This window comes from Streptomyces sp. NPDC107559 (assembly GCF_055657365.1).
The window spans coordinates 110,036-128,019 of sequence record NZ_JBVKBD010000014.1 but is presented as its reverse complement, the minus strand read 5'-3'; the positions used below and the strand labels follow the sequence as shown (position 1 = coordinate 128,019).

The window sequence follows — 17,984 nt, the reverse complement described above, 5'->3', positions numbered from 1 at the left end:
TGGGGGCTTCGCTCTCCACTTTCTGGCGCCCTGTCGCGGTCGGCCGTCCGGCGGCTACGGTGCGCGCCAACTTCACCTCACCGAAGGGACACACGCCATGACCAGGCGCCTGTGGAAAGTCGGCACCAACTCCGGCAACGACGGTTGCCCCACCCTCTACACCGAGCCCGGCACAGACACATACGTCGTGCAGGGCGACCCGGTCACCGACCCCGCCGAGGTCGCCCAGCTCGACCTCGCAGCCGGCGAGGCCGCGGTGACCGTGCCCCGCGAACTCCTGGCAAACTTCGGCCCGAAGGAGCCCATCCACGTGCCCCAACCCATCACCTTCGCCGAGTTCGGCAGCATGTTCACCACCCTCCGGCACTCCGCCTGGAGGCTGGAGACCCGCCGCCGGTACGCCGAGGACGAGGTCACCGACACCTACCGCCAGTTCGCCGCAGGTGAGCCCGTCAGCTGGGACCTGGACGACCCGTGGTGCACCAACCGGCGCGAGCAGACTGCGGCCGGTAAGCGGTTCGAGCGGGTACGGATCCTCGACGAGCCCCCGACCCTCGGGCAGCGCTACCTCCTCGACAACGCCCGCCGTAACACCGCCGTCGGCGAGACCATCCGCGTCCTGCCCCGCGGCCGGGCCGACGAACTCGGTCTCCCCCGAGAGGACTTCTGGCTCTTCGACGCGCGCGTGGTCGCCCTGCTGGGCTTCGACGAGGAAGACGTCATGACCAGCGTCGAGCTGATCACCAACCCCGTCGAGGTGCTCCGCTACGCGCAGGCCCGCGAGGCTGCGTGGCACTTCTCCCTGCCATACGACCAGTTCAGCGGGTAGCTTCCCTGCTGTGGCAACGGACTTCCAACAGGCCCGCGAGGCGCTCGGCCGCCGGCTCCGTGAGCTGCGCGGCCAGCGCACCCAACGCGATCTGGCGGGCCTGCTGGAGTGGCCGCAGGCCAAGGTCTCGAAGCTGGAGACCGGCCGTCAAACCGCCACCGCCGACGACGTCACCGCGTGGGCTGCGGCCGTAGGCGCCCCTGAGACGGCCGCAGAACTCACGGCTCGACTCCAAGGCCTGGAGTCGCACACTCGGTCCTGGCGCCGCCAACTGCGAGCCGGGCACCGGCCCGTACAGGACGTCCTCACAATCGAGTACGAGCGGTCCACCGAACTCCGGGCGTGGCAGGGCTCCATGGTCGTCGGGATGCTCCAGACCCCGGACTACGCCCGGCACGTCTTCACCCGGTTCGCCGAGCTCCAGCAGTCTCCCAAGGATGTCGAGGACGCCGTGCGGGCGCGCGTGCGCCGCCAGGGACTCCTGTGGGAGCCGGGCCGGGTGTTCGACATCCTGCTGTGGGAGGCGGCCCTGCACACCGCTGTAGCGCCCCGTGAAGTCCTTGCCGCGCAGATGGACCGGCTGATGTCTGTCATCGGCCTGGACACCGTCCGGTTGGGCATCGTGCCCCTCGGCGCGCAGCTGCGGGTCCCGCCGGCCAACGCGTTCTGGCTGTACGACGACCGGCTCGCGATCGTCGAGGACTGGCACGCCGAGCTGTGGCTCGACGACGCCGACACCGTCGCCGTGTACCGACGGGTATGGGACGCGCTCGAGGACGCGGCGGTGTACGGGACGCACGCCCGGCGCCTGATTGCGAGGGCGCGCGCTCAGGTCTCCGACCTCGCGTGAGCATCACCGCGAATCAGCCGATCCTCTGGGCAAATATTCGCGAATCAGACCGGCCAGTGATTCTCGCTCGTCCCTAACTTGCTGGTCATGGCCCCTCGGATGCGATTCGCCGAACTGTACGAGGCTGGGGACGCGTGGCTCGCCGACTGCTCCGCGCACCCGGACTCCGTGCGCGAGGCATGGAGCTGCGAAGCCCTCGCCCCCATCCGCGGCGGGGACCACTGGCTGGCCGGCGAGATGCGGCTCGTCACCGGGATGCAGCTGCTGAACCGCATCGGCGAGCAGCAGCGCGGCCCGGTCCTCGCCGACCCGTCCCTGGACACGGTGTGGTGGCTGCTCCCGCCGGCCGCCGCCGAGGAGCTGGCCGACATCCGCGCCGTCCGCGTCCACCCCGCCGGTACCCCTCTGCACTGTCCGCCTACGGGCTGGCAGGCCTGCGGACGCTTCTGGCTGTCGCGGCCCGACGGATCCGGCCAACTCACCGACCCCGCCGTCCTGGGCGCTGCGTGCGGCCCCGGCGGACTCCGACTGCCCACAACGGAGGCATCAGCATGACGACCACGGAACCTGAGACCGAGGCCCGCGCCGACTTCGGCGAGGACCTGGAGACGCTGGGCGAACAGCTGGTCCGTGCGGCGAGGGGATCCCGGTACCGGGCGGCGGCGCAGGCCCTGGCAAGCGAGCGCACCATCCTCGCCGTCCCGCAGGTCCGCAAGGCGCTCGTCGTCGAGAAGGACCGGCGGCCGACATGCGAATGGGAGGGACTGATGGGGAAGCTGTACACCCTGCCCCTCGACGAGGCGCAGCGCCGGTTCCTGGGGCTGGTGCTGTCCATGGTCGGGATCGGGCACGTGTCGCTCGGCACAGTGGCGGACCTCGACGAGGAGCGCGTGCGAATCATCGCCCAAGCCGTCCTCACCGCGGCGGGCAGCGACAGCATCGCCATCGGCACCCGCCTGTAGACCTCCGGTGTCGGCGACGGCCGAAGAGGCCGGCACCGGAGTTGACGGCCGCTCCTCCTCCCCCGAGGGGAGCGGCCGTCCCACGTTCGCCCGCCCGTCCTCAGCACCCCATCTATTGAGGGCGGGCGGGCTCCCCTGCGCCTGACTGAACCAGGTCGGGGAGGGCCCGCCCGATTCCCTAGGCGGTTGCAGCCGTCACCGCAGCGGGTGGCCAGAGCGGGACTCGCGCGGTGAGATCGACCGCCTCGACCCACTCGGCAGCAGGCAGCGCCCGCTCGACGACGTACCAGAGTTCCGGGTCCCCGCCGAACCGAGTCGAGGTCAACGTCGCGTAGGCGCCCGGCGGTAGGTGCTTGCGGGCCCACGGCTTCCACTGCAAGGCCTCGGCGTCGGGAACCTCGATGGCGATGCGTATGGGCCTGGCCGCGTGGTTCCCGGGGAGCGATGCTGGATCCGGGCTGGCGGTCAAGTGGACGGTCCGCACGAGATCCGGCAAATCGTCAGGGTCCTGGGGCCAGGTCGCACGGATCTCGCAGGCCGCCAAGATGTCCGGCCAATGGTCGGCCTCGGTGAAGTGGTAGAGCAGCATCGGCGCACGATACGGGCTGGCCCTACCGATTCGGCAATCGTCCGGGTCACAACAGGGAGAAACCGGCTTCGTGGCCCGCCTGCGGCGCGCATGATGCCGTCTCAGTGCCAGAACCTCAGGGGGACCCATGCACACCCGCAGAACCGCCTCAGCTGCCCTGCTCGCCCTCGCCGCCCTCGCAGCTGGCTGTAGTAGCAGCGCCGACGACAAGCCCGCGAAGCCCGCCCCGACGGTGACCAAGACGGTCGACCAGGCCGCGGCCCGCGCCGCCTGCGTCGACGGGTGGGCCAAGGCCATTGCCGCCCGGCCGGCCGACTTCGACCCGGAGACGGACAACGATCCCGAGCCGGCCGAATGCAAGGGTCTGCCCGAGGACGGGTCCGTCGATCGCTACATGGAGGCCCTGAACAGGGTCAGCGAGGAGAACCGCAAGAAGTTCGATGAGGAGACCGACAAAGCCGCGTCTGAGGCGGCGCAGCAGCCGTAGAACGGCGAGGCGCCTGGGCAGCGCCGCCGATCCGGTCCGACCCCAGCAGACGGCCGCCCGCCCTCATACCTCGGACGGTCGAGGGCGGGCGAGCCTGGCAACCTACCTGCGTCGCGAACCCAGGGACTGCTGTACGTCGCCGCCGGTGATGCGCACGTACTTCCGGAGCTCTTCGACCAGAAGTTTGCTGTAGGCGTTGGTATCGCCGGCCCGGACTTCCAGCACGACCGTGACCGGCTGCGGGCCACGCCCAGTTGAGCCGCTACCGGACGACGAGTCTCGGCGGGGGCCGTTGAGCATCGACGCCCACGGAGCCGACGCCTTCCGCTGCGAGTCCGCGTGCGACCACACCCGCGACCCGGCCGGGAGATCGAGCAGCTCCGGTCCCTGCTCGCCCACCCATGTGAGGTTCGAGCGGATCCCGCCCGCCGCCGCGCCGCCAACGATCCCGCCGGCGGCCTTCTTCCCGATCGCCCGGGACACGGCGCGCTCCATGGTCTTGGCGAGGCTGGCCATGGTCCGCTCCAGCCGGTCCTGCGAGGCCTGGAGCTTCGACGTGGCCGCGGTCTGCGCCTTGATCGCCGCCCCGTACACCGCATCGCTCGTCGCCGCGCCAGCAGTCCCAGCAGCAGAGCTGATCTGCGACTGAAGACTGTTGATCGCGGCGATGTCGCCCGAGCCTGCGGACATCAGCGCGCCTGCGGTCTCCAGCCCGCCGCCCTCGATCCCTGCCTCGGCGATCTGCTGGATCAGCGCCCCAGCGAGGCCCTTGCCCTTCAGTCCCTTCAGCGCGCCCGCGAACGCCGTGCTCTTGTCCCGGCTGTCGGTGAGGCCCTGCACGATCGAGCCCGCGGTGACGTTCGTCCCGGATGCGCCGCGCGTGATGTTGGCCGCGGAGAGGACGCCGCTCTTCACGCTGCTGGAGAGCTGCGCCGCGCTGTTCTTCAGGTCGGTGAGCTTGTCCTTCGCCTTGGCGAGCGCGTCGTTGACCTTGGTGAGAGCCTTCTCCTGCCCGATCAGCTTGCGGCCCACCGAGTCCAGCGTCCGCACCAGACCCGACTCCGTCCTGCCCGACGTTGCCGCCCTCGCTTCCGACTTCAGCGTGTTCAGCGCAGACACGAGACTGTTCAGGTCCGACGGCGCGCCGAGCGACTTCTCCATCGACGTCCGGGAGTAGCCGGCGGACCGGCCGAGTGCACTGATCGACATCTGGCCCCGCAGCGACGAGCGCGCCGACTTCATCGCATCGGACATGCCGCCCTTCGCGAACCACTCCACCTCGCCGCCGAGGATCCCCACCGTCTCCTCAGCAATCGCACGCGAGCGAGGCCGCTTCGCCGGGCTCAGCGGGATGTACGCCTCGCCGCCCGTCTCCGGCTCCGCCCACATCCGGTACGTCGGCTGCGCGATCTGCGCGACGTGGTCCTCCATGCCGCCGTCCGCATATGAGCGGCCGCGGTAGATGTTGCCGAACGCCGACCGGCCCGCCGTAGAACCCAGATAGGTACCGGACGCCGGGCCACCCGGCTTCCCCTGGATCTTGTACTTCGTGACGACGTAGGTTGTGGCGGTCTTCCCGTCGAGGTGCGCCAGCGCCCCGGACACGTTCTGCACCGCAGCCAGCGCCGTACCCGTCCGCGCCGTGACCTTCACGGAGCCGTCCTTCAGGTGCTGAACCTTCAGCCCGAACGCCTCCAGCGTCGCCTCCGCCCCCTGCGAGAGCGTCTTCAGCGTCACCGACTTCGCGCCCGGAGTCTTTCCCACCGCAGTGTTGAACGCCTCCAGCCCGGCCTGCGCGTCCTCCTTGTTCATCTTGATCGTCATCGCCTTGCTAGGCGGGATACCGATCATCTCGTCGGCCAGGGCCTTCGCCGCCGCCGTGGTCTGACCCATGTCCTTCGCGCCGGCGATGAACTGCTCGCGCCCCCGCTTGAAGACCTCGTTCGACGCCTCCCACGTGCCCGTGTTCTGCCGGGCCTGCGCCGCGGCCTCCCTCGTCGATGCCGCCAACTGCGAAAGGGTGTCCCGGTTCGCACGGCCGGCATCCGTGTGGATGTCGAGCGTCTTGCCGTTGTCCTTCAGCGCCTTGCCGACGGCGTCGATCGCCGACTCGAACTTCGTCTCCGAGTCGAACGCCGACTGATGCGCCTCGGCCAGCGCAAAGATGCTCTGCCGCAGTCCGTCCGCCGCGGTCTTCTGCGCCGCCAACTTCTCCTGCGCCGCCTGCGCAGCCGACCCGAACAGGCCCATCGACTGCGCGGCCAACTCCTGCTCGTACTTGGCGTCGGCGATGGCGCCCTTGTAGCCGGTGGTGGCCTCGTCCAACTCCTTCAGATCACCGCCGCCCGCAATCCACGCCTTGCGGAGGATCTCGTACTGGGCCGCCGCCTCCTTGGTGTTGCCCGAGCGGACGTTGTCCGCCATGACCTTGTCCCAGGCGGCGACGTTTTCTTTGGCCTCGGAGATGCCGGGCCCGGTCGCGATCCCGATCCAGCTGCCGAAGTCGCTGACCATCGTCAGCAGCTTGTTATCCGACGACGACTTCGACACCATCGCGATGCTCGCGGCCATGTCGTCCATGTGCGCCGACAGCTCACCCGTCACCCTGCCCGACGACGCCAGGGTGTTCAGGCTCGTCGCCAGCTTGTCGACCTCAACGGTCGCCCCGGTGTCCGTCAGCTTGTGCATGGCCAGCGCCAGCCCGCCGACCACACCCAGCGCCAGCGCCGCCTTACCGCCGGTGGACAGGCCGCTGAGCGCCGCGTTCATGCCAGCGATACCGCCACCCGCCGCGACTGCTGCCGTGCGCAGCGCCGTTACCCGGCTGGCCAGGTTCGCGAAGCCGCCAGCCATCGCGCCGACCCCTGCACCCGTCAACTTGATCAGCTTGAACGCGGCATACACCTGCATCAGGTTGCCGATCAGCTCCGGCGGGACGCTGGCCACCAGCTTCGCCATGGAGTTGACCAGGGTGAGCAGCCCCGGGCCCGCCTGCGCCGCCCCCTGCATCAGGTTCGACACGGCCTCGGAGACGCTGGTCAGCAGCTCCTTCACCGCCGGGCCCTGCTGCCGCGCATACTCGAAGAAGCTCGCGATCGGGCCCGAGGCGTTGCCCTCGGACATGACGCGCATCAGGTGGATGGCCTTGTCTGTGGCCCCCTTCAGCGCGTTGTTGGAGAAGTCGGCAACCTTGCTCGACAGGGTGTCGAACGCGGCAGTGTTGACCCCGCCGCCGACCGCGTCCATGAACCGGTCCAGCTGCTTCGATGCGCCCTCGACCATGGGCGACAGCTTCGGCAGCGCCGCACCGAGCACCGCGAACGACTTCTCCACCGGCGCCATGGTGAACTTCGCCATCGAATCGGACCAGGCCGACGACGCCTCGCGCAGGTTCTGCCAGCCCGCGGCCGCCCGCTGCGTCGCCTCGGGCATCCCGTCCAGCGCCTGCTGCTGTGCCAACGCCGCGGCGGCCGCCTGCTTCGACCCACGCCCATACTGCCGAACCGCATCGCTGAACTTGTCATGCGCCTTCGCCGCGTCCGCCAGGTTCGAGACCTGCGCCTTCGCCGCCACACCGAACGCCCCGAGGGACAGCCCGGCCGCGCCCGCCTGCACCGCGATCGGCGCCAGCGCTGCCGCCACCGGCACCGCAGCCGGCGCGAGGGACAGCAGCGACGCCTTCACGTCGAGCAGGGAGTTCGACATCACCGACCCGGAGCGCCGCATGTCCCCGGCCGCCGTCGCGAACCGGCCGTTCATATCCCGGATACGGCCGTTGATATCCCGGAAGCCCTGCGCCGTCTGGTTGTTGACGGTGACTGTGATCCGAACGTCGTCGCTCACGAGCCGCCCCCCGTCACGTAGGCCAGCTCGAAATCATCGAGCGCCGTCCACTCGGAGGCCGGCACGACGTTCAGCCAGCGCAGGAACAGCACCGTATCCACGTCGGTCCAGGGCACCGGGGCGTTGTCGATGTCGTGGCCGACCACCGCCGCGAGCGCCCGCACGAACCGCATGACCAGCGGGTCGGAGAACAGTCCCGCGGCCGTCAGCTCCGTGATGCGCTGGTACTCGGCCGAGGTGCAGCCCGGCACCCTGACCAGCATCCCGTCCGAAGGTCCGCCCTCGAATCGGAGATACACATCCCCAGGACGCCGCGCACGCTGCTGCCTGCGCCGGCCGCCGCCCTTCCGCCGGCTCACCGGATGCCCCCACCGGGCCGCGTGCTCACGGCCGCGTCCAGCAGGCGCAGCCGCACCCGGCGGATGTCGGCCCGCATCTCCGGCCGAGCCCTCCACCGGCGCACCGTCCGCCCGCTGACCCCGATCTCCGGCCCGATCTCCTCCGTCGGCCGGCCCATCGCCAGCAGCACCGCCGCCCGCATCCGCGGCGGAAGATCCTCGCGTCCAAGACTGTCCATTCCTGTCCACCTCCTCCAAAGATTTTACGGCCGAGTAGGCAGATTCATGCAAAAACTCCGGCACTGAATTACAGGAACCAAACAAACAACGGCGCCCGACCCTCCCCGCAGGAAGAACCGGACGCCGCCCTCGCCGTGCCGCTCAGCGGCCCCGCTTCGCCCGCACCAGCGCAAGCACCTCATCTCGGCCCCGCGCCGCCGTCACACCCCCATACGGAGGCACCGAGACCCGCGACAGCGGATGCCGCGGCCACCCCTCCGTCACCGCCTCGGCGAGCAGCTGCACGAGGACACCGCCACCATCCGTGAGCGGCCACAGCGACCCGTCGACCCGCGCGCTCCCGTCCCGGCCGGCCCCCGTCGCCTCGTCCTCGTGGCACAGCAGCCCCCGACCCGACAGCGACGCCGACAGCGCACGCACCCGACGATCGTGGTCACCGATCGCCCCCAACGCCGCCCGCATCGCCGCCACCGCCTCAACGACCGCATCCACGGCCGCCGCACGGGACGCAGCGAGACCCGCGACCTCCCCGGCCACCTCCCGCGCAGCCGCCTCGCCCGCAGCCACACGCGCGTCCCGGACCGCCTGCTGCTGCTCCCAGTCCTCCCGCAGCACCCGCACCCGCACCTGCGCCTGGTCCGCCGCCGTGATGGCGTCCTGGTGCTTCGCGTAGGCCGTCGTCGACGCCCGGTTGGTGGCGTACTCCCGCTCGGCCTCCCGCAGCGCACGCTGCGCCAGCTCGGCCTCACGCTCGGCCTGCCCGAGATCCTCTGTCGTTACCACGATCATGCTGTCTCCTCCTCTGAACTCGCTGTTGTCACTGATCAGTCGAAGCTGGGCATCCGCAGCCGCGGCAGCTCCGGAAACTTCTTCGCCGGCGGCAGGGGCACCCTCTGCTTCAACTCCGGCTGAGCGTCCTCGACAGAGCGCCGCAACCACTCCAGCTCCAGCGCCAGGTAGTGATTCGGCGACAGCCGGGCCTCGGCGACCCGCTGCAAAATCCACGACGCCAGCGAACCCGGATCGATCGGATGGAACTCCCGGCCCTTCACCTTCAGCCGGTCGATGCCGAGGATGCTCCGCTCGCCCCCGCTCTCACCCCCGCCGAAGTCCAGCCCAGCCCCCGCAAACACCTGCACATGCGCCGCCAGGCCCTCGTTGTACGAGACCCCCGCATCCGCCAGCACCATCAACGCAGCCTGCGCCGCCGCCAAAGCCTCGACGAGCGCCTTCATCCGCCCGTCCATCTCACGGCCGGCCTCGCGGATCTCCGCCGCCGCAGCCTTCTCCAACTCCGGCCGCGACGCCCGCCGCCGCTCCTCCTCGACCTGCTGCTCCCACGCCAGGCGCAGCTCCCGCGCGTTCGCCCGCATCTGCGCAGCCAGACGGGAGGCCTCGCTGTGCTTCATGGCCGCGACGTCGCTGTACGGCGACGACTCCAGCCCGCGCTCCGCAATGTCCCGCTCCTCCTCGGCGGCCTTCGCCTTCGCCTCGGCCTGCTGCACCTGCTCCTCGGTGATGTTCATGCCGCTCCTCGTTACTCCTTGATCCGATCTACCGGTAACCGGGTGGGTACACGTCCGCCCGGAACCGTTGGTCCACCTAGGTCGAGGCCGCTCCATGCGGCCCCTTCAGCGCCCCGCTACGGGGCTGCCAACCGCCGCCGCAGGGTCACCCGCTCCAGCCGCGTCGTACCGCCCCACACCCCCCACAGCGACGGCCGCGCCACCGCGAAGTCGCGGCACGCCTCGAGGTGTACGCACCCCGCACACAGCAGCCGTGCTGCCGCCGGCCGCACCGCATCCTGGAAATACGCCTCCGGATCCGAGCGGCACCGCACCTCCGCCCCCGCCACGAGCGCGAACTCAGGCACCCCCAACGCCAGCTTCGGCCGCGGGCCCCGACACCCGTTCACTCGCTGCCCTGCTCAAGACGCCAGTTGAAGCCGAGCACCGCCACACCAGCCGCCACGAACCCCGCCGTCATCGACCACGTGAACGCCGCTGTCGCCAACAGCCCCAGCCCCGCCGAGTCCAACAACTCCGACCGCACCCCCAACACCCACCCGCCCAGCCTTCGAACCCTTGCCATCAGCCACTCCCTTCGCGCACCAACCGGCCACCGCACCAAGCCCGACATCCGGACCAACCCGCCACCACACCAACCGCACAGGCGCCGGACGTCAGCCCGCCCGCGGCGCAGCGCCCGAGGGCGGGCGGTCGTCGTCCTTGCGTTCGGCGTTCTGGCGGCGTTCGGCTTCGGCGAGGTTGCGGAGCTTGTTCGCGTGTCGTGCGGCGAGGCCGCGGCGGCGGGCTGCGGAGAGTTCGGCACGGCGCTGTGCGGCTGCCTGGACGCGGGCTCGGGCCGCGGCGATGCGGGCCTGCACCTGCTGTTCGACGTGCGAGACGGTCTCACTCACGGGGTCCTCAGTTCTGGTTGGGAATGTGGTGGGCGCGCAACTGCGCGGCGACGTGACTTTCCGTGGTGTCGGAACTGGGGTGTCGGAACTCGGAAGTTCCGACAGGGATTCGCTAACCGACCTGGCCTTTCGCGTGTCACGTGAGTCTCAACTCGATTGTTTTGTCTAGTAATGTCCATTTCTGGAGAGAGGGACTGTCGGAACTTTGGTTCCGACGTTCCGACATTCCGACAGCACCCCCTGTCACCGTGGTCACTCCGGAGCGACCGATCCCGCAGTGAGCGCAGCTCCGTCAGCCAGCACCACCAGCCAGCCCTGATCGCACCCGTACTGGAGCGCCGCCGACCACAGGGATTCGGTCGCGCCAGAGGCCCGGAACTTCTCGCGGTCCTTCGTTGCCACACACGACCGGTTGACGTCGCGCGCAGAGATCTCCTCGCCCTTGCGAGTCAGGTAGCGGTGCGCCCGCTTGGCAACGTTCACGACGGAGGGGTGCACGCCGTTCACGACCTCGTACACCGCCGCCTGAGACTCCGCGGCCGTCAGGACAGCCTCGGCCCGCCGGGCGTCCGCATCGGCCTGCGTGCGCCGCCTGGCCGCCTCCTGGACGTGGTCGCGGACCTTCCGCGAGGTCTGCCACATCACGGTGGCCATGTCCCAGTCGTCGGCCGTGACGGCGGTACGCCCGTGGAGGAGGGCGACCAGCGCAGCGCACTTCACCCGCCATAGCGGCTCGTGCGTGTCCAGCGGTGCTTCGGCACCCCGGCCGAATGAGATGGCGAGCGCCAGGTCGTCGAGCTCCTGCGTGACGTCTTCCGGCACCGGGATGGTGAGGTTGCGCAGCGTGGAGACCCAGGTAGTGACGGGAGTGTCCTCGCCGTTCCTGGCGGTCACCATGACGGGGCCCGTCGTGGCCGGCCGGTACTTCGGGGTGTCGGGACCGAGCGCCGCGTGGGACCAGGCGAGGCGTTGCGGGAGGCCGATGGACCCCATCTCCAGCAGCTTGGCCGCAGGTTCTTCCTGCACCCCGAGCGACATCGACAAGGTGTAGGAGCCTTTGGGGAGAGACCTGCGCCGCTCGACCTCGGCGTTCGATGTACCTTGCCGCTCGCTCATCCATGCCTTGCAGAGCACGCCGTTGAGGGTCGCTGCCGCGGACATCTGCGCCATGGCGTCGAGGACGCTGCCCTCGGTTGCGAGGGCGTAGCCGCGGCTCCTCTTCTGCACGAGGATCTTCTTCTTCCCGGAGTCGTCGTCAGGGTCGATGTCGAGATCGAGGTAGGCGGCGATCAGCCCTTGCCCGGTGGAGATGTCGATGTACGCGAGGTCGACGTGCGGGAAAGGGGTGAGCTCCTCGGCGGTGTTCTCGGCATTGCCCTTGCCGCTCCCGGACGGGCCGAACAGTCCGCAGTACCAGCCGATCGTCGCGGGCTGCTGGATGCCGCTGTCGACGCGGACGGTGGGGTCGGCCATGGCCGCGGTGCGGGCGAGCACGGCGTGCAGGACAGCGTCCGGCGAGGCGCGGCGAGCCTGGGCCATTTGCCGGATCTGGCCGAGGGTAGGAGTGCTGGTCCAGAAGGTATCGGGGAGCCGGTCTGCGGGCCCCTCGGAGGTCTCGCCCTCGTCGTCCGGGGGTTCGTCCCGTGGCCCGTCCCACGGATCGTCGGCGATCAGTGCGCGAAGGTTCGAAGCGTCGTCGCGGTCGAGCGGACCATTTGGCAGGCATCGGCGTGCCACCTCGGCGAGGACTGCTGCGGGCAGCCGGCTGGCGGCGCCGTGGGCCTGCCTTCCCGCCGCTGCCCGCAGGATGTCGCTCGCGGCCTCAGAGGCATCCCCGCTGTAGTGCAGGTGCGCGTACAGCCTCCCGACCGTGAGCTTCTGGCCCGGGGGCTGCGCCCCGACAGGGAGATCAGAGCGCTCGGACCAGTTGACGGCGACGTGGTCGTCGCACAGCAGGCTGTACTCGCTGCTCGGCGCGTCGCCTCCGGAGGTGGGGCGCAGCCACTTCTGCCGGCCGCCGGTCTGTCCGGCGTAGGTCCACCCCTCGGGTTCGAGGAGGTCGCGGAACTCCAGCATGTCCGCGAGGACATCGAGGGGGCCATCGCCGCTCCGCAGCCCCGTCGCCCGCTCTCGCCGCGGAGTCGGGACAACGGCGCCGGTGCGCTGCGCCTTGCGCTCCTGCTTCTCGCGGGCCGCCTGCTCCAGCAACTGACGGGCCGTGGGAACAAGGCTGGCCACGCGGTCTGCGATCTCGGCCAGATCGAACACCTCGCCCGTGCCAGGCCCGATCGTGGCCGAACGCTCCAGCCCTGCCTTCCGGTTGATGGTGCCGGGGATCTTCATTAGCCGGTCGAGGTTGCCGACCTCGATGTCCCACGACCAGCCGTGCCGGTAGGCCTCGGCCGCGAGGATCGCCTGAACACCCCGGGTGACTTCCTTCACCCTGGCCCGGTCTTCCGTGTTCTGGATCAGGTAGTTCTCGGTGAGCATCCAGATCGGGTTGTATCCGCCGCCGGTGTGCGACCAGCCCGAGGGCGCGGGCAGTCCCGACTCGGCGACGACCTTCGCCACAGCGTCTGCGTCCGGCGGTGCGGGCAGGTCGTCGGGGCCAGGCTTGTGACCGATCGTGCCGAAGTCACCGTCGGCCCACACGTGGCTCACGCCGTAGGCCAGCTCCTCGCCGCCGCGCCCCTCCGCGGGGCGTTCGAGGAGGGTTGTGGTCTGCGCGTACACGCCCTTCGCCACCCGGCGGTCCAGCGTCGAGGCGTACTGGACCGCCGCCTCGATGCCGGCCTCGTCAGTCGCGAAACGCTGCCCGGCCCATCCGTCCTTGTCGGAGCAGATGCTGATGAACCCAGGGCATCCGCCGTACAGGTGCGTCAGCCAGCCCCGCACGACTCGGGGGTCTGCGGTGAGCGGCTGCTGCTGGTCGTTCACTCGTCGCGCTCCGGGGGGTGTGCTCCCGCCCCCGCACGACGGCGGGAGCAGGGGAAGTGAGGGGAGGTCAGCACGCCGCTTCGGCTCTGCGCGCAGCGAGGCGGTTGATGGTGAGCCGCATGAGGTGCAGGACACCGTCGGCGTTGTATGCGGTGCCGTGCTCGATGTGCGGCGGCCCGCCATAGGCGGCGGTGCTGACCAGGTAGACAGCCGAGCAGTTGGCCACTGCCTCGGCGATGAACTCCGCGTCGTAGCCGATGAGCACCCTGCCCCGACCGAAGTCGAGTTCTACGGTCGTGCCGGGGGCGTAGGTGTCGAAGCAGCCGGAGCGGTGGTCCGCCGTTCGGGGTTGCACGAAGCCGTGCTCGTCGACGCGGAGCCGGAGCCGGCAGACCGTGTGCACCGTCGGGCCGGGGCCCCGCCCGGCCGCCGAAGCAACCGGACGGGGGTGGCTGTAGCCAGCGGGGGAGGTCATGCCCGGCCCTGGTCTTCGGCCGCAGCGGCGGTCTGCTGGTCGCGGAGCCGCTGCGGCGTCTCCGCGGCGGCCTCCCTGACGGCGCGCGGGTCGGCACCGGCACGCAGGTTCTTGATCAGCCAGTCGAGGAGGTAGTGGTAGTCGGGGTCCATCTCCGCGCGGGCGTGCTCGATGGCCGCACACGCGAGGAGCGGGGCGAGGGCGGCGGCCCGCAGGGCTGCGGCGAACTCGGCACCGCCCTTGGCTGCCACGGCCTTGATGACGTCCGGCATGACCTCGGCGACCGTCGCGCACATCCGGTCGAGGGTGGCCGCCGGGTTCGCCGTGCGGAGTGCCTCGTCGTAGGCGGAGGTCGCCATGTAGAGGCCAGCGGCCCGGATGGTGAGGTGCTGCTCGGTGTGCTCGGCGGGCGCCGCCTCGACACGCGGGCGCACCTCGGACGGCTCGGCGAGCTGGCTGGTGCTGGGTGCGATGGCCGTCGTACTCTTCACGTGAAGCTCCTTTCGACGGCGGCGCAACGGGTGTAGGGCCCGCGCCGCCGTTGTGCTGTTCTGGACTGGACGGCTGGTGCTTCCGGCCCCCGGCTCACAGGTGTTTGCGCACCTGCTGGGGGCCGCTTTCATGCGGCTTCGAGCAGGGCCACGAGGGATGCAGTGATCACCTTGTGTCGGCTGCCGAAGGAGAGGACCCGGACGGGCGACTCGCCCCGCCTGATCAGTTCGTAGAGCTGCGATCGGCTGCACCCGAGGGCGAGCGCGGCCTGCGGCACGTTGACCGTCGCGGGCCACTTCTTCACCTCGGCGAGCGTTGGCGGCTTGACCGCCCTGCCAGCCATCAGGCGGCCTTCGCGCAGCGGCCAGCGGTAATCCACGCGTCGACGTCGCGGCGTCGGTACCGGACGGGGGCGCTGTTCCCGTGACCGAGCTTCAGGTACGCCGGCCCTGCCCCACGACTGCGGGCGTTTGCCAGTGCCTTGACTGAGAGCTTCGTCCAGGCGCTGACCTGTACAGGCGTCAGGAGTTCGTCGGCCGCGTCGACGCTCAGCCCCGCCTGAGGGGCTGGAGCGAGTGAAGTCCTCGCAGACATGCGCATCCCTTCGATCGTCGTGCGCATCACTTCGATGCGTCGACATATCAAAGAGTAGCGCTGGGGCTCGAAGGGATCAAGTGGGATTGCTAAGGCATCATTTTGATGCGAAGCTGTGGCTCGTGATCGAGGAGAAGAAGAACCCCCTAGGCCCCACCGGTGAGCGTCTGCGCCTTGCGATTGCCCGAGTTCGCGAGGCGCGCGGCATGAGTAAGAAGGAGCTTTCGGACCGCGTTGTTGCCCTAGGGCGCCCCATTCCGCCGCTAGGTATCTCACGCGTCGAAGCTGGCACCCGGCGCGTCGACGCCGACGACCTTGTTGCGCTTGCCCTAGCGCTCCGCGTCAGCGTGAACGCCTTGCTACTGCCTACCGCGGGTGATGGCAGCGAGCCGGTCGAGCTGACCGAGCGGACAGAGCTCACCGCAGCCGAGGCCTGGCAATGGGCCGACGGCGACAAGCCGCACGCCAAGGCTGAGTTGGACGAGCAGGGTGACCTGCTTCGCTACCGCCTCGACTCCCGGCCTGCATGGGATAGGGACCCGATCCGCAAGATCTACAACCAAGCTCTCGAAGGTGCCGCCCGGAACTCTGCCATCGGCAATCAGACCGCCGAGTTTTCCAAGGAAGAAGGGCAGTGGGTGCTCCGCACGCCGACGGGCTTCGAGATCTGGCGGGGGCCGCGTCCCGAGGGTGCTGAGTAGTTGTCGTACTGACCAGGGAGGGGATATGGCCGAAATCAAGAAGGTGACGCTCAGGAACGGTGCAGTCCGTTACCGAGCTGTGGTGGACGCCGGTCGCGACGAGAACGGCAAGCGGATCCAGCTCACCATCACGAAGGACAGGAAGAAGGACGTCGAGGCCGAGCGCGACCGTATCCAGCACCAGAGGAAGAGCGGAACGCTCATCCTCCCCAGCGCAATCACGCTGGGGGAGTGGCTTGACCAGTGGCTGGCGTACAAGAGGCGCGACGTCGAGGAGACGACGATCCGCACGTACCGTCTCGCCCTGGTCCACGTGTACGACCGCATCGGGCACGTCCGGCTACAGGAACTCACCGAGGACCAGGTGACGGACTGCATCGACGACATCGTGGCCAACGGGCGCAGGAAGGGCGGTGAAGCGGGCACCCGGCTTGCCGTCTCCACGGCCGAGGGAGTGCTCACGCGGCTCCGTGAAGCGCTGAAGCGCGCGGTCGTGCGCAAGCTGATCGCCGAGAGCCCCGCTCAGTCCGTCCGGGTCAGCCTTGCCGACAAGAAGGCCGACAAGCGCGATCGCCCGCAGGTGAAGCCCTGGTCCGTCGCCGAGGTGCAGCGGTTCATCGCGGGCATCGAGCGCGACCGCCTGTACGCGCCGCTGCTCCTGTCCCTGATGGGGTTCCGGCCGGCCGAGGTCGTCGGCCTGCGCTGGGCTGACCTCGACCTGAAGCTGGCCACGCTGGAGATGGTCAACACCCGCACGATGATCGGCAACGTGCAGGTGCTGGAGAAGGACGCCAAGACGGCGGCCGGCGAGCGCGTACTGCCGCTGCCCGGCCCGGTGCTGGACGCCCTGAAGAAGTTCCGCGCCGCGCAGGCCCGCGAGAAGCTGGCCGCGGGCGAGGGGTACACCGACTCCGGGTACGTCGTCGTCGACCAGCTCGGGATGCCGCGGAACACACGGCACCTGCGCGAGCACGCCTACCGCCTCATGGGCGAGCTGGAGATGCGGCGCGTGCGGCTCTATGACGCGAGGCACTCGTGCCTGTCCTACCTCGCGGTGAACGGCGTCCCTGACGTCGTCCTCGCGGCGTGGGCCGGCCACACCAATGCGAGCTTCACAAAGCGGAAGTACGTGCACGTCGATGTCGAGGACATGAGGGCCGCGGCGACCGCGTGGGACGCCTTCCACGGCGGAGATCAAAAAGCCCCTGTGTGAGAAATTGTGAGACAAGGGCTCTTGGTGACCATGAAATATGGCCACTGACCTGCACAGATCTGATCGACGGTAGAACAGTGTACGGATTCTACTGGCGAATCGTGCAGGCCAGCGCCACGGGCTTCTTCGTCGGAACCTACGAGAGCGGAACCACGGAGCCGTCGGAGTCCCCGTGGCCCCCGGAGCCGGTGACCCCGGGGGTGCCGCGGGGGCGGGAGACCCTACGCCGCCGGGCCCTCGTAGGGCAGCAGGTCGGGGCGCTTCGGCGGGAGGCCGTCGCCGGAGGAGCGGCCGGTCAGCCGACGGCCTATCCAGGGCAGCAGGTACTCCCGGGTGAAGCGCACGTCCGCCACGCGCCGGTCGATCCAGCCCGGTGGGGCGGTGGCCGGCATGGGCGTCTGCCACTCCGGGTCCTCGGCCGGGTGGCCGAGCCGCTGCCAGACCGCCTCCGCGACCCGGCGGTGGCCCTCCGCCGTCAGGTGCAGCCGGTCCACGTCCCACAGCCGCGGGTCGCCGAGCGAGGGCGCCCCGTACAGGTCGACGACCAGCGCGCCGTGCAGCGCCGCGAGCCCGTCGATGCACTCGAACAGCTCCTCCATACGCGGCCGGAACCGGTCCAGGACCGGCCCCTGCCGACCCGGGCTGCGCATCAGCACGAGCTGCTTGCACGACGGGGCGAGCTGTTCGACGGCCTCGGTCAGCAGGCCGCGGACCCGGCCCATGTCGCACTTGGGGCGCAGGGTGTCGTTGAGGCCGCCGACCAGGGTGATCACATCGGCGCCCATCGCGGCGGCGACCGGCACCTGCTCGTCGACGATCTGGCCGATCAGCTTGCCGCGCACCGCGAGGTTGGCATACCTGAAGTCGGGCGTCCGGGCGGCCATCCGGGCCGCGAGGAGGTCGGCCCAGCCGCGGTAGGAGCCGTCGGACACGCGGTCCGACATGCCCTCGGTGAAGGAGTCGCCGATGGCGACGAGGCTGGTGTACAGGGGAGTGGGGTTCGTCTGCATGGCGT

21 protein-coding genes are annotated in these 17,984 nt (G+C 69.9%); 7 read left to right on the top strand and 14 right to left on the bottom strand.

Translation table 11 applies throughout. The features are described from left to right. Positions 1–97 precede the first annotated feature (97 nt). The 4 genes from ACZ7OY_RS32630 (at position 98) to ACZ7OY_RS32615 (ending at position 2,641) form a co-directional block, all read left to right on the top strand. Positions 98–829 carry a DUF6879 family protein gene (locus tag ACZ7OY_RS32630; RefSeq protein ID WP_471914778.1) on the top strand — a complete coding sequence of 244 codons (732 nt, stop codon included), beginning with the start codon at positions 98–100 and terminating at the stop codon, positions 827–829. Between the two features lie 10 nt (positions 830–839). Further along, on the top strand, positions 840–1,679 hold the full coding sequence (locus tag ACZ7OY_RS32625; RefSeq protein WP_471914777.1) for a helix-turn-helix domain-containing protein: 840 nt from the start codon (positions 840–842) through the stop codon (positions 1,677–1,679). An 87-nt stretch (positions 1,680–1,766) separates the two neighbouring features. Beyond that, complete coding sequence (locus tag ACZ7OY_RS32620) at positions 1,767–2,234, top strand: hypothetical protein (RefSeq protein ID WP_471914776.1); 468 nt, start codon at positions 1,767–1,769, stop codon at positions 2,232–2,234. Next, the gene (locus tag ACZ7OY_RS32615; protein WP_471914775.1) at positions 2,231–2,641 is read left to right on the top strand and encodes a hypothetical protein; all 411 of its coding nucleotides are present in this window, start codon (positions 2,231–2,233) and stop codon (positions 2,639–2,641) included. The genes ACZ7OY_RS32620 and ACZ7OY_RS32615 overlap by 4 nt, the downstream gene beginning before the upstream one ends. Before the next feature lie 178 nt (positions 2,642–2,819). On the opposite strand, the gene ACZ7OY_RS32610 is transcribed toward ACZ7OY_RS32615, so the two are convergent. Further along, the gene (locus tag ACZ7OY_RS32610; protein ID WP_471914774.1) at positions 2,820–3,230 is read right to left on the bottom strand and encodes a hypothetical protein; all 411 of its coding nucleotides are present in this window, start codon (positions 3,228–3,230) and stop codon (positions 2,820–2,822) included. Positions 3,231–3,357: 127 nt separating this feature from the next. On the opposite strand from ACZ7OY_RS32610, the gene ACZ7OY_RS32605 reads away from it, so the two are divergent. Beyond that, entirely contained in the window at positions 3,358–3,717 is a 360-nt protein-coding gene (locus tag ACZ7OY_RS32605) for a hypothetical protein (protein WP_471914773.1), read from the top strand. A 102-nt stretch (positions 3,718–3,819) separates the two neighbouring features. On the opposite strand, the gene ACZ7OY_RS32600 is transcribed toward ACZ7OY_RS32605, so the two are convergent. The 12 genes from ACZ7OY_RS32600 to ACZ7OY_RS32545 form a co-directional block, all read right to left on the bottom strand. Then, positions 3,820–7,560, bottom strand: a complete 3,741-nt coding sequence (locus tag ACZ7OY_RS32600) for a phage tail protein (protein WP_471914772.1) — start codon at positions 7,558–7,560, stop codon at positions 3,820–3,822. Next, positions 7,557–7,823 (bottom strand): hypothetical protein, encoded by a 267-nt coding sequence (locus ACZ7OY_RS32595; protein WP_471914771.1) that lies wholly within the window; start codon positions 7,821–7,823, stop codon positions 7,557–7,559. Before ACZ7OY_RS32595 ends, ACZ7OY_RS32600 begins: the two co-directional genes overlap by 4 nt. A gap of 92 nt (positions 7,824–7,915) precedes the next feature. Next, positions 7,916–8,137 carry a helix-turn-helix domain-containing protein gene (locus ACZ7OY_RS32590; protein WP_471914770.1) on the bottom strand — a complete coding sequence of 74 codons (222 nt, stop codon included), beginning with the start codon at positions 8,135–8,137 and terminating at the stop codon, positions 7,916–7,918. Between the two features lie 142 nt (positions 8,138–8,279). Then, positions 8,280–8,927, bottom strand: coding sequence for a hypothetical protein (locus ACZ7OY_RS32585; protein WP_471914769.1), 648 nt, complete (start codon positions 8,925–8,927; stop codon positions 8,280–8,282). A 35-nt stretch (positions 8,928–8,962) separates the two neighbouring features. Continuing rightward, positions 8,963–9,664, bottom strand: a complete 702-nt coding sequence (locus ACZ7OY_RS32580; protein WP_471914768.1) for a hypothetical protein — start codon at positions 9,662–9,664, stop codon at positions 8,963–8,965. A gap of 116 nt (positions 9,665–9,780) precedes the next feature. Continuing rightward, positions 9,781–9,978, bottom strand: a complete 198-nt coding sequence (locus tag ACZ7OY_RS32575; RefSeq protein WP_471914880.1) for a WhiB family transcriptional regulator — start codon at positions 9,976–9,978, stop codon at positions 9,781–9,783. Positions 9,979–10,049: 71 nt separating this feature from the next. After that, positions 10,050–10,229 carry a hypothetical protein gene (locus ACZ7OY_RS32570; protein ID WP_471914767.1) on the bottom strand — a complete coding sequence of 60 codons (180 nt, stop codon included), beginning with the start codon at positions 10,227–10,229 and terminating at the stop codon, positions 10,050–10,052. Between the two features lie 91 nt (positions 10,230–10,320). Beyond that, a complete protein-coding gene (locus ACZ7OY_RS32565; protein WP_471914766.1) occupies positions 10,321–10,557 on the bottom strand; it encodes a hypothetical protein in 237 nt (78 codons plus the stop codon). Positions 10,558–10,809: 252 nt separating this feature from the next. Next, positions 10,810–13,494, bottom strand: a complete 2,685-nt coding sequence (locus ACZ7OY_RS32560; protein ID WP_471914765.1) for a hypothetical protein — start codon at positions 13,492–13,494, stop codon at positions 10,810–10,812. 67 nt (positions 13,495–13,561) lie between these two features. Beyond that, positions 13,562–13,969 carry a hypothetical protein gene (locus tag ACZ7OY_RS32555; protein WP_471914764.1) on the bottom strand — a complete coding sequence of 136 codons (408 nt, stop codon included), beginning with the start codon at positions 13,967–13,969 and terminating at the stop codon, positions 13,562–13,564. Beyond that, positions 13,966–14,460 (bottom strand): hypothetical protein, encoded by a 495-nt coding sequence (locus ACZ7OY_RS32550; RefSeq protein ID WP_471914763.1) that lies wholly within the window; start codon positions 14,458–14,460, stop codon positions 13,966–13,968. The genes ACZ7OY_RS32555 and ACZ7OY_RS32550 overlap by 4 nt, the downstream gene beginning before the upstream one ends. 128 nt (positions 14,461–14,588) lie before the next feature. Beyond that, entirely contained in the window at positions 14,589–14,804 is a 216-nt protein-coding gene (locus ACZ7OY_RS32545) for a DNA-binding protein (RefSeq protein WP_471914762.1), read from the bottom strand. Between the two features lie 373 nt (positions 14,805–15,177). Here ACZ7OY_RS32545 and ACZ7OY_RS32540 point away from each other — a divergent pair, with 373 nt between their 5' ends. Both ACZ7OY_RS32540 and ACZ7OY_RS32535 read left to right on the top strand, forming a co-directional pair. Continuing rightward, positions 15,178–15,756 (top strand): helix-turn-helix domain-containing protein, encoded by a 579-nt coding sequence (locus ACZ7OY_RS32540; RefSeq protein ID WP_471914761.1) that lies wholly within the window; start codon positions 15,178–15,180, stop codon positions 15,754–15,756. 25 nt (positions 15,757–15,781) lie between these two features. Further along, the gene (locus ACZ7OY_RS32535) at positions 15,782–16,969 is read left to right on the top strand and encodes a site-specific integrase (protein ID WP_471914760.1); all 1,188 of its coding nucleotides are present in this window, start codon (positions 15,782–15,784) and stop codon (positions 16,967–16,969) included. Positions 16,970–17,190: 221 nt separating this feature from the next. Here the strand turns inward: ACZ7OY_RS32535 and ACZ7OY_RS32530 are convergent, their stop codons facing one another. After that, the gene (locus tag ACZ7OY_RS32530) at positions 17,191–17,979 is read right to left on the bottom strand and encodes an SGNH/GDSL hydrolase family protein (protein WP_471914759.1); all 789 of its coding nucleotides are present in this window, start codon (positions 17,977–17,979) and stop codon (positions 17,191–17,193) included. Between the last annotated feature and the right edge of the window lie 5 nt (positions 17,980–17,984).

Bases quoted from the DNA above. Each gene is read 5' to 3' on its own strand.
- ACZ7OY_RS32580 (WP_471914768.1), bottom strand. From the start codon at position 9,664: ATGAACATCACCGAGGAGCAGGTGCAGCAGGCCGAGGCGAAGGCGAAG.
- ACZ7OY_RS32630 (WP_471914778.1), top strand. From the start codon at position 98: ATGACCAGGCGCCTGTGGAAAGTCGGCACCAACTCCGGCAACGACGGT.
- ACZ7OY_RS32585 (WP_471914769.1), bottom strand. From the start codon at position 8,927: ATGATCGTGGTAACGACAGAGGATCTCGGGCAGGCCGAGCGTGAGGCC.
- ACZ7OY_RS32555 (WP_471914764.1), bottom strand. From the start codon at position 13,969: ATGACCTCCCCCGCTGGCTACAGCCACCCCCGTCCGGTTGCTTCGGCG.
- ACZ7OY_RS32545 (WP_471914762.1), bottom strand. From the start codon at position 14,804: ATGGCTGGCAGGGCGGTCAAGCCGCCAACGCTCGCCGAGGTGAAGAAG.
- ACZ7OY_RS32605 (WP_471914773.1), top strand. From the start codon at position 3,358: ATGCACACCCGCAGAACCGCCTCAGCTGCCCTGCTCGCCCTCGCCGCC.
- ACZ7OY_RS32590 (WP_471914770.1), bottom strand. From the start codon at position 8,137: ATGGACAGTCTTGGACGCGAGGATCTTCCGCCGCGGATGCGGGCGGCG.
- ACZ7OY_RS32570 (WP_471914767.1), bottom strand. From the start codon at position 10,229: ATGGCAAGGGTTCGAAGGCTGGGCGGGTGGGTGTTGGGGGTGCGGTCG.
- ACZ7OY_RS32535 (WP_471914760.1), top strand. From the start codon at position 15,782: ATGGCCGAAATCAAGAAGGTGACGCTCAGGAACGGTGCAGTCCGTTAC.
- ACZ7OY_RS32530 (WP_471914759.1), bottom strand. From the start codon at position 17,979: ATGCAGACGAACCCCACTCCCCTGTACACCAGCCTCGTCGCCATCGGC.
- ACZ7OY_RS32595 (WP_471914771.1), bottom strand. From the start codon at position 7,823: ATGCTGGTCAGGGTGCCGGGCTGCACCTCGGCCGAGTACCAGCGCATC.
- ACZ7OY_RS32610 (WP_471914774.1), bottom strand. From the start codon at position 3,230: ATGCTGCTCTACCACTTCACCGAGGCCGACCATTGGCCGGACATCTTG.
- ACZ7OY_RS32615 (WP_471914775.1), top strand. From the start codon at position 2,231: ATGACGACCACGGAACCTGAGACCGAGGCCCGCGCCGACTTCGGCGAG.
- ACZ7OY_RS32620 (WP_471914776.1), top strand. From the start codon at position 1,767: ATGGCCCCTCGGATGCGATTCGCCGAACTGTACGAGGCTGGGGACGCG.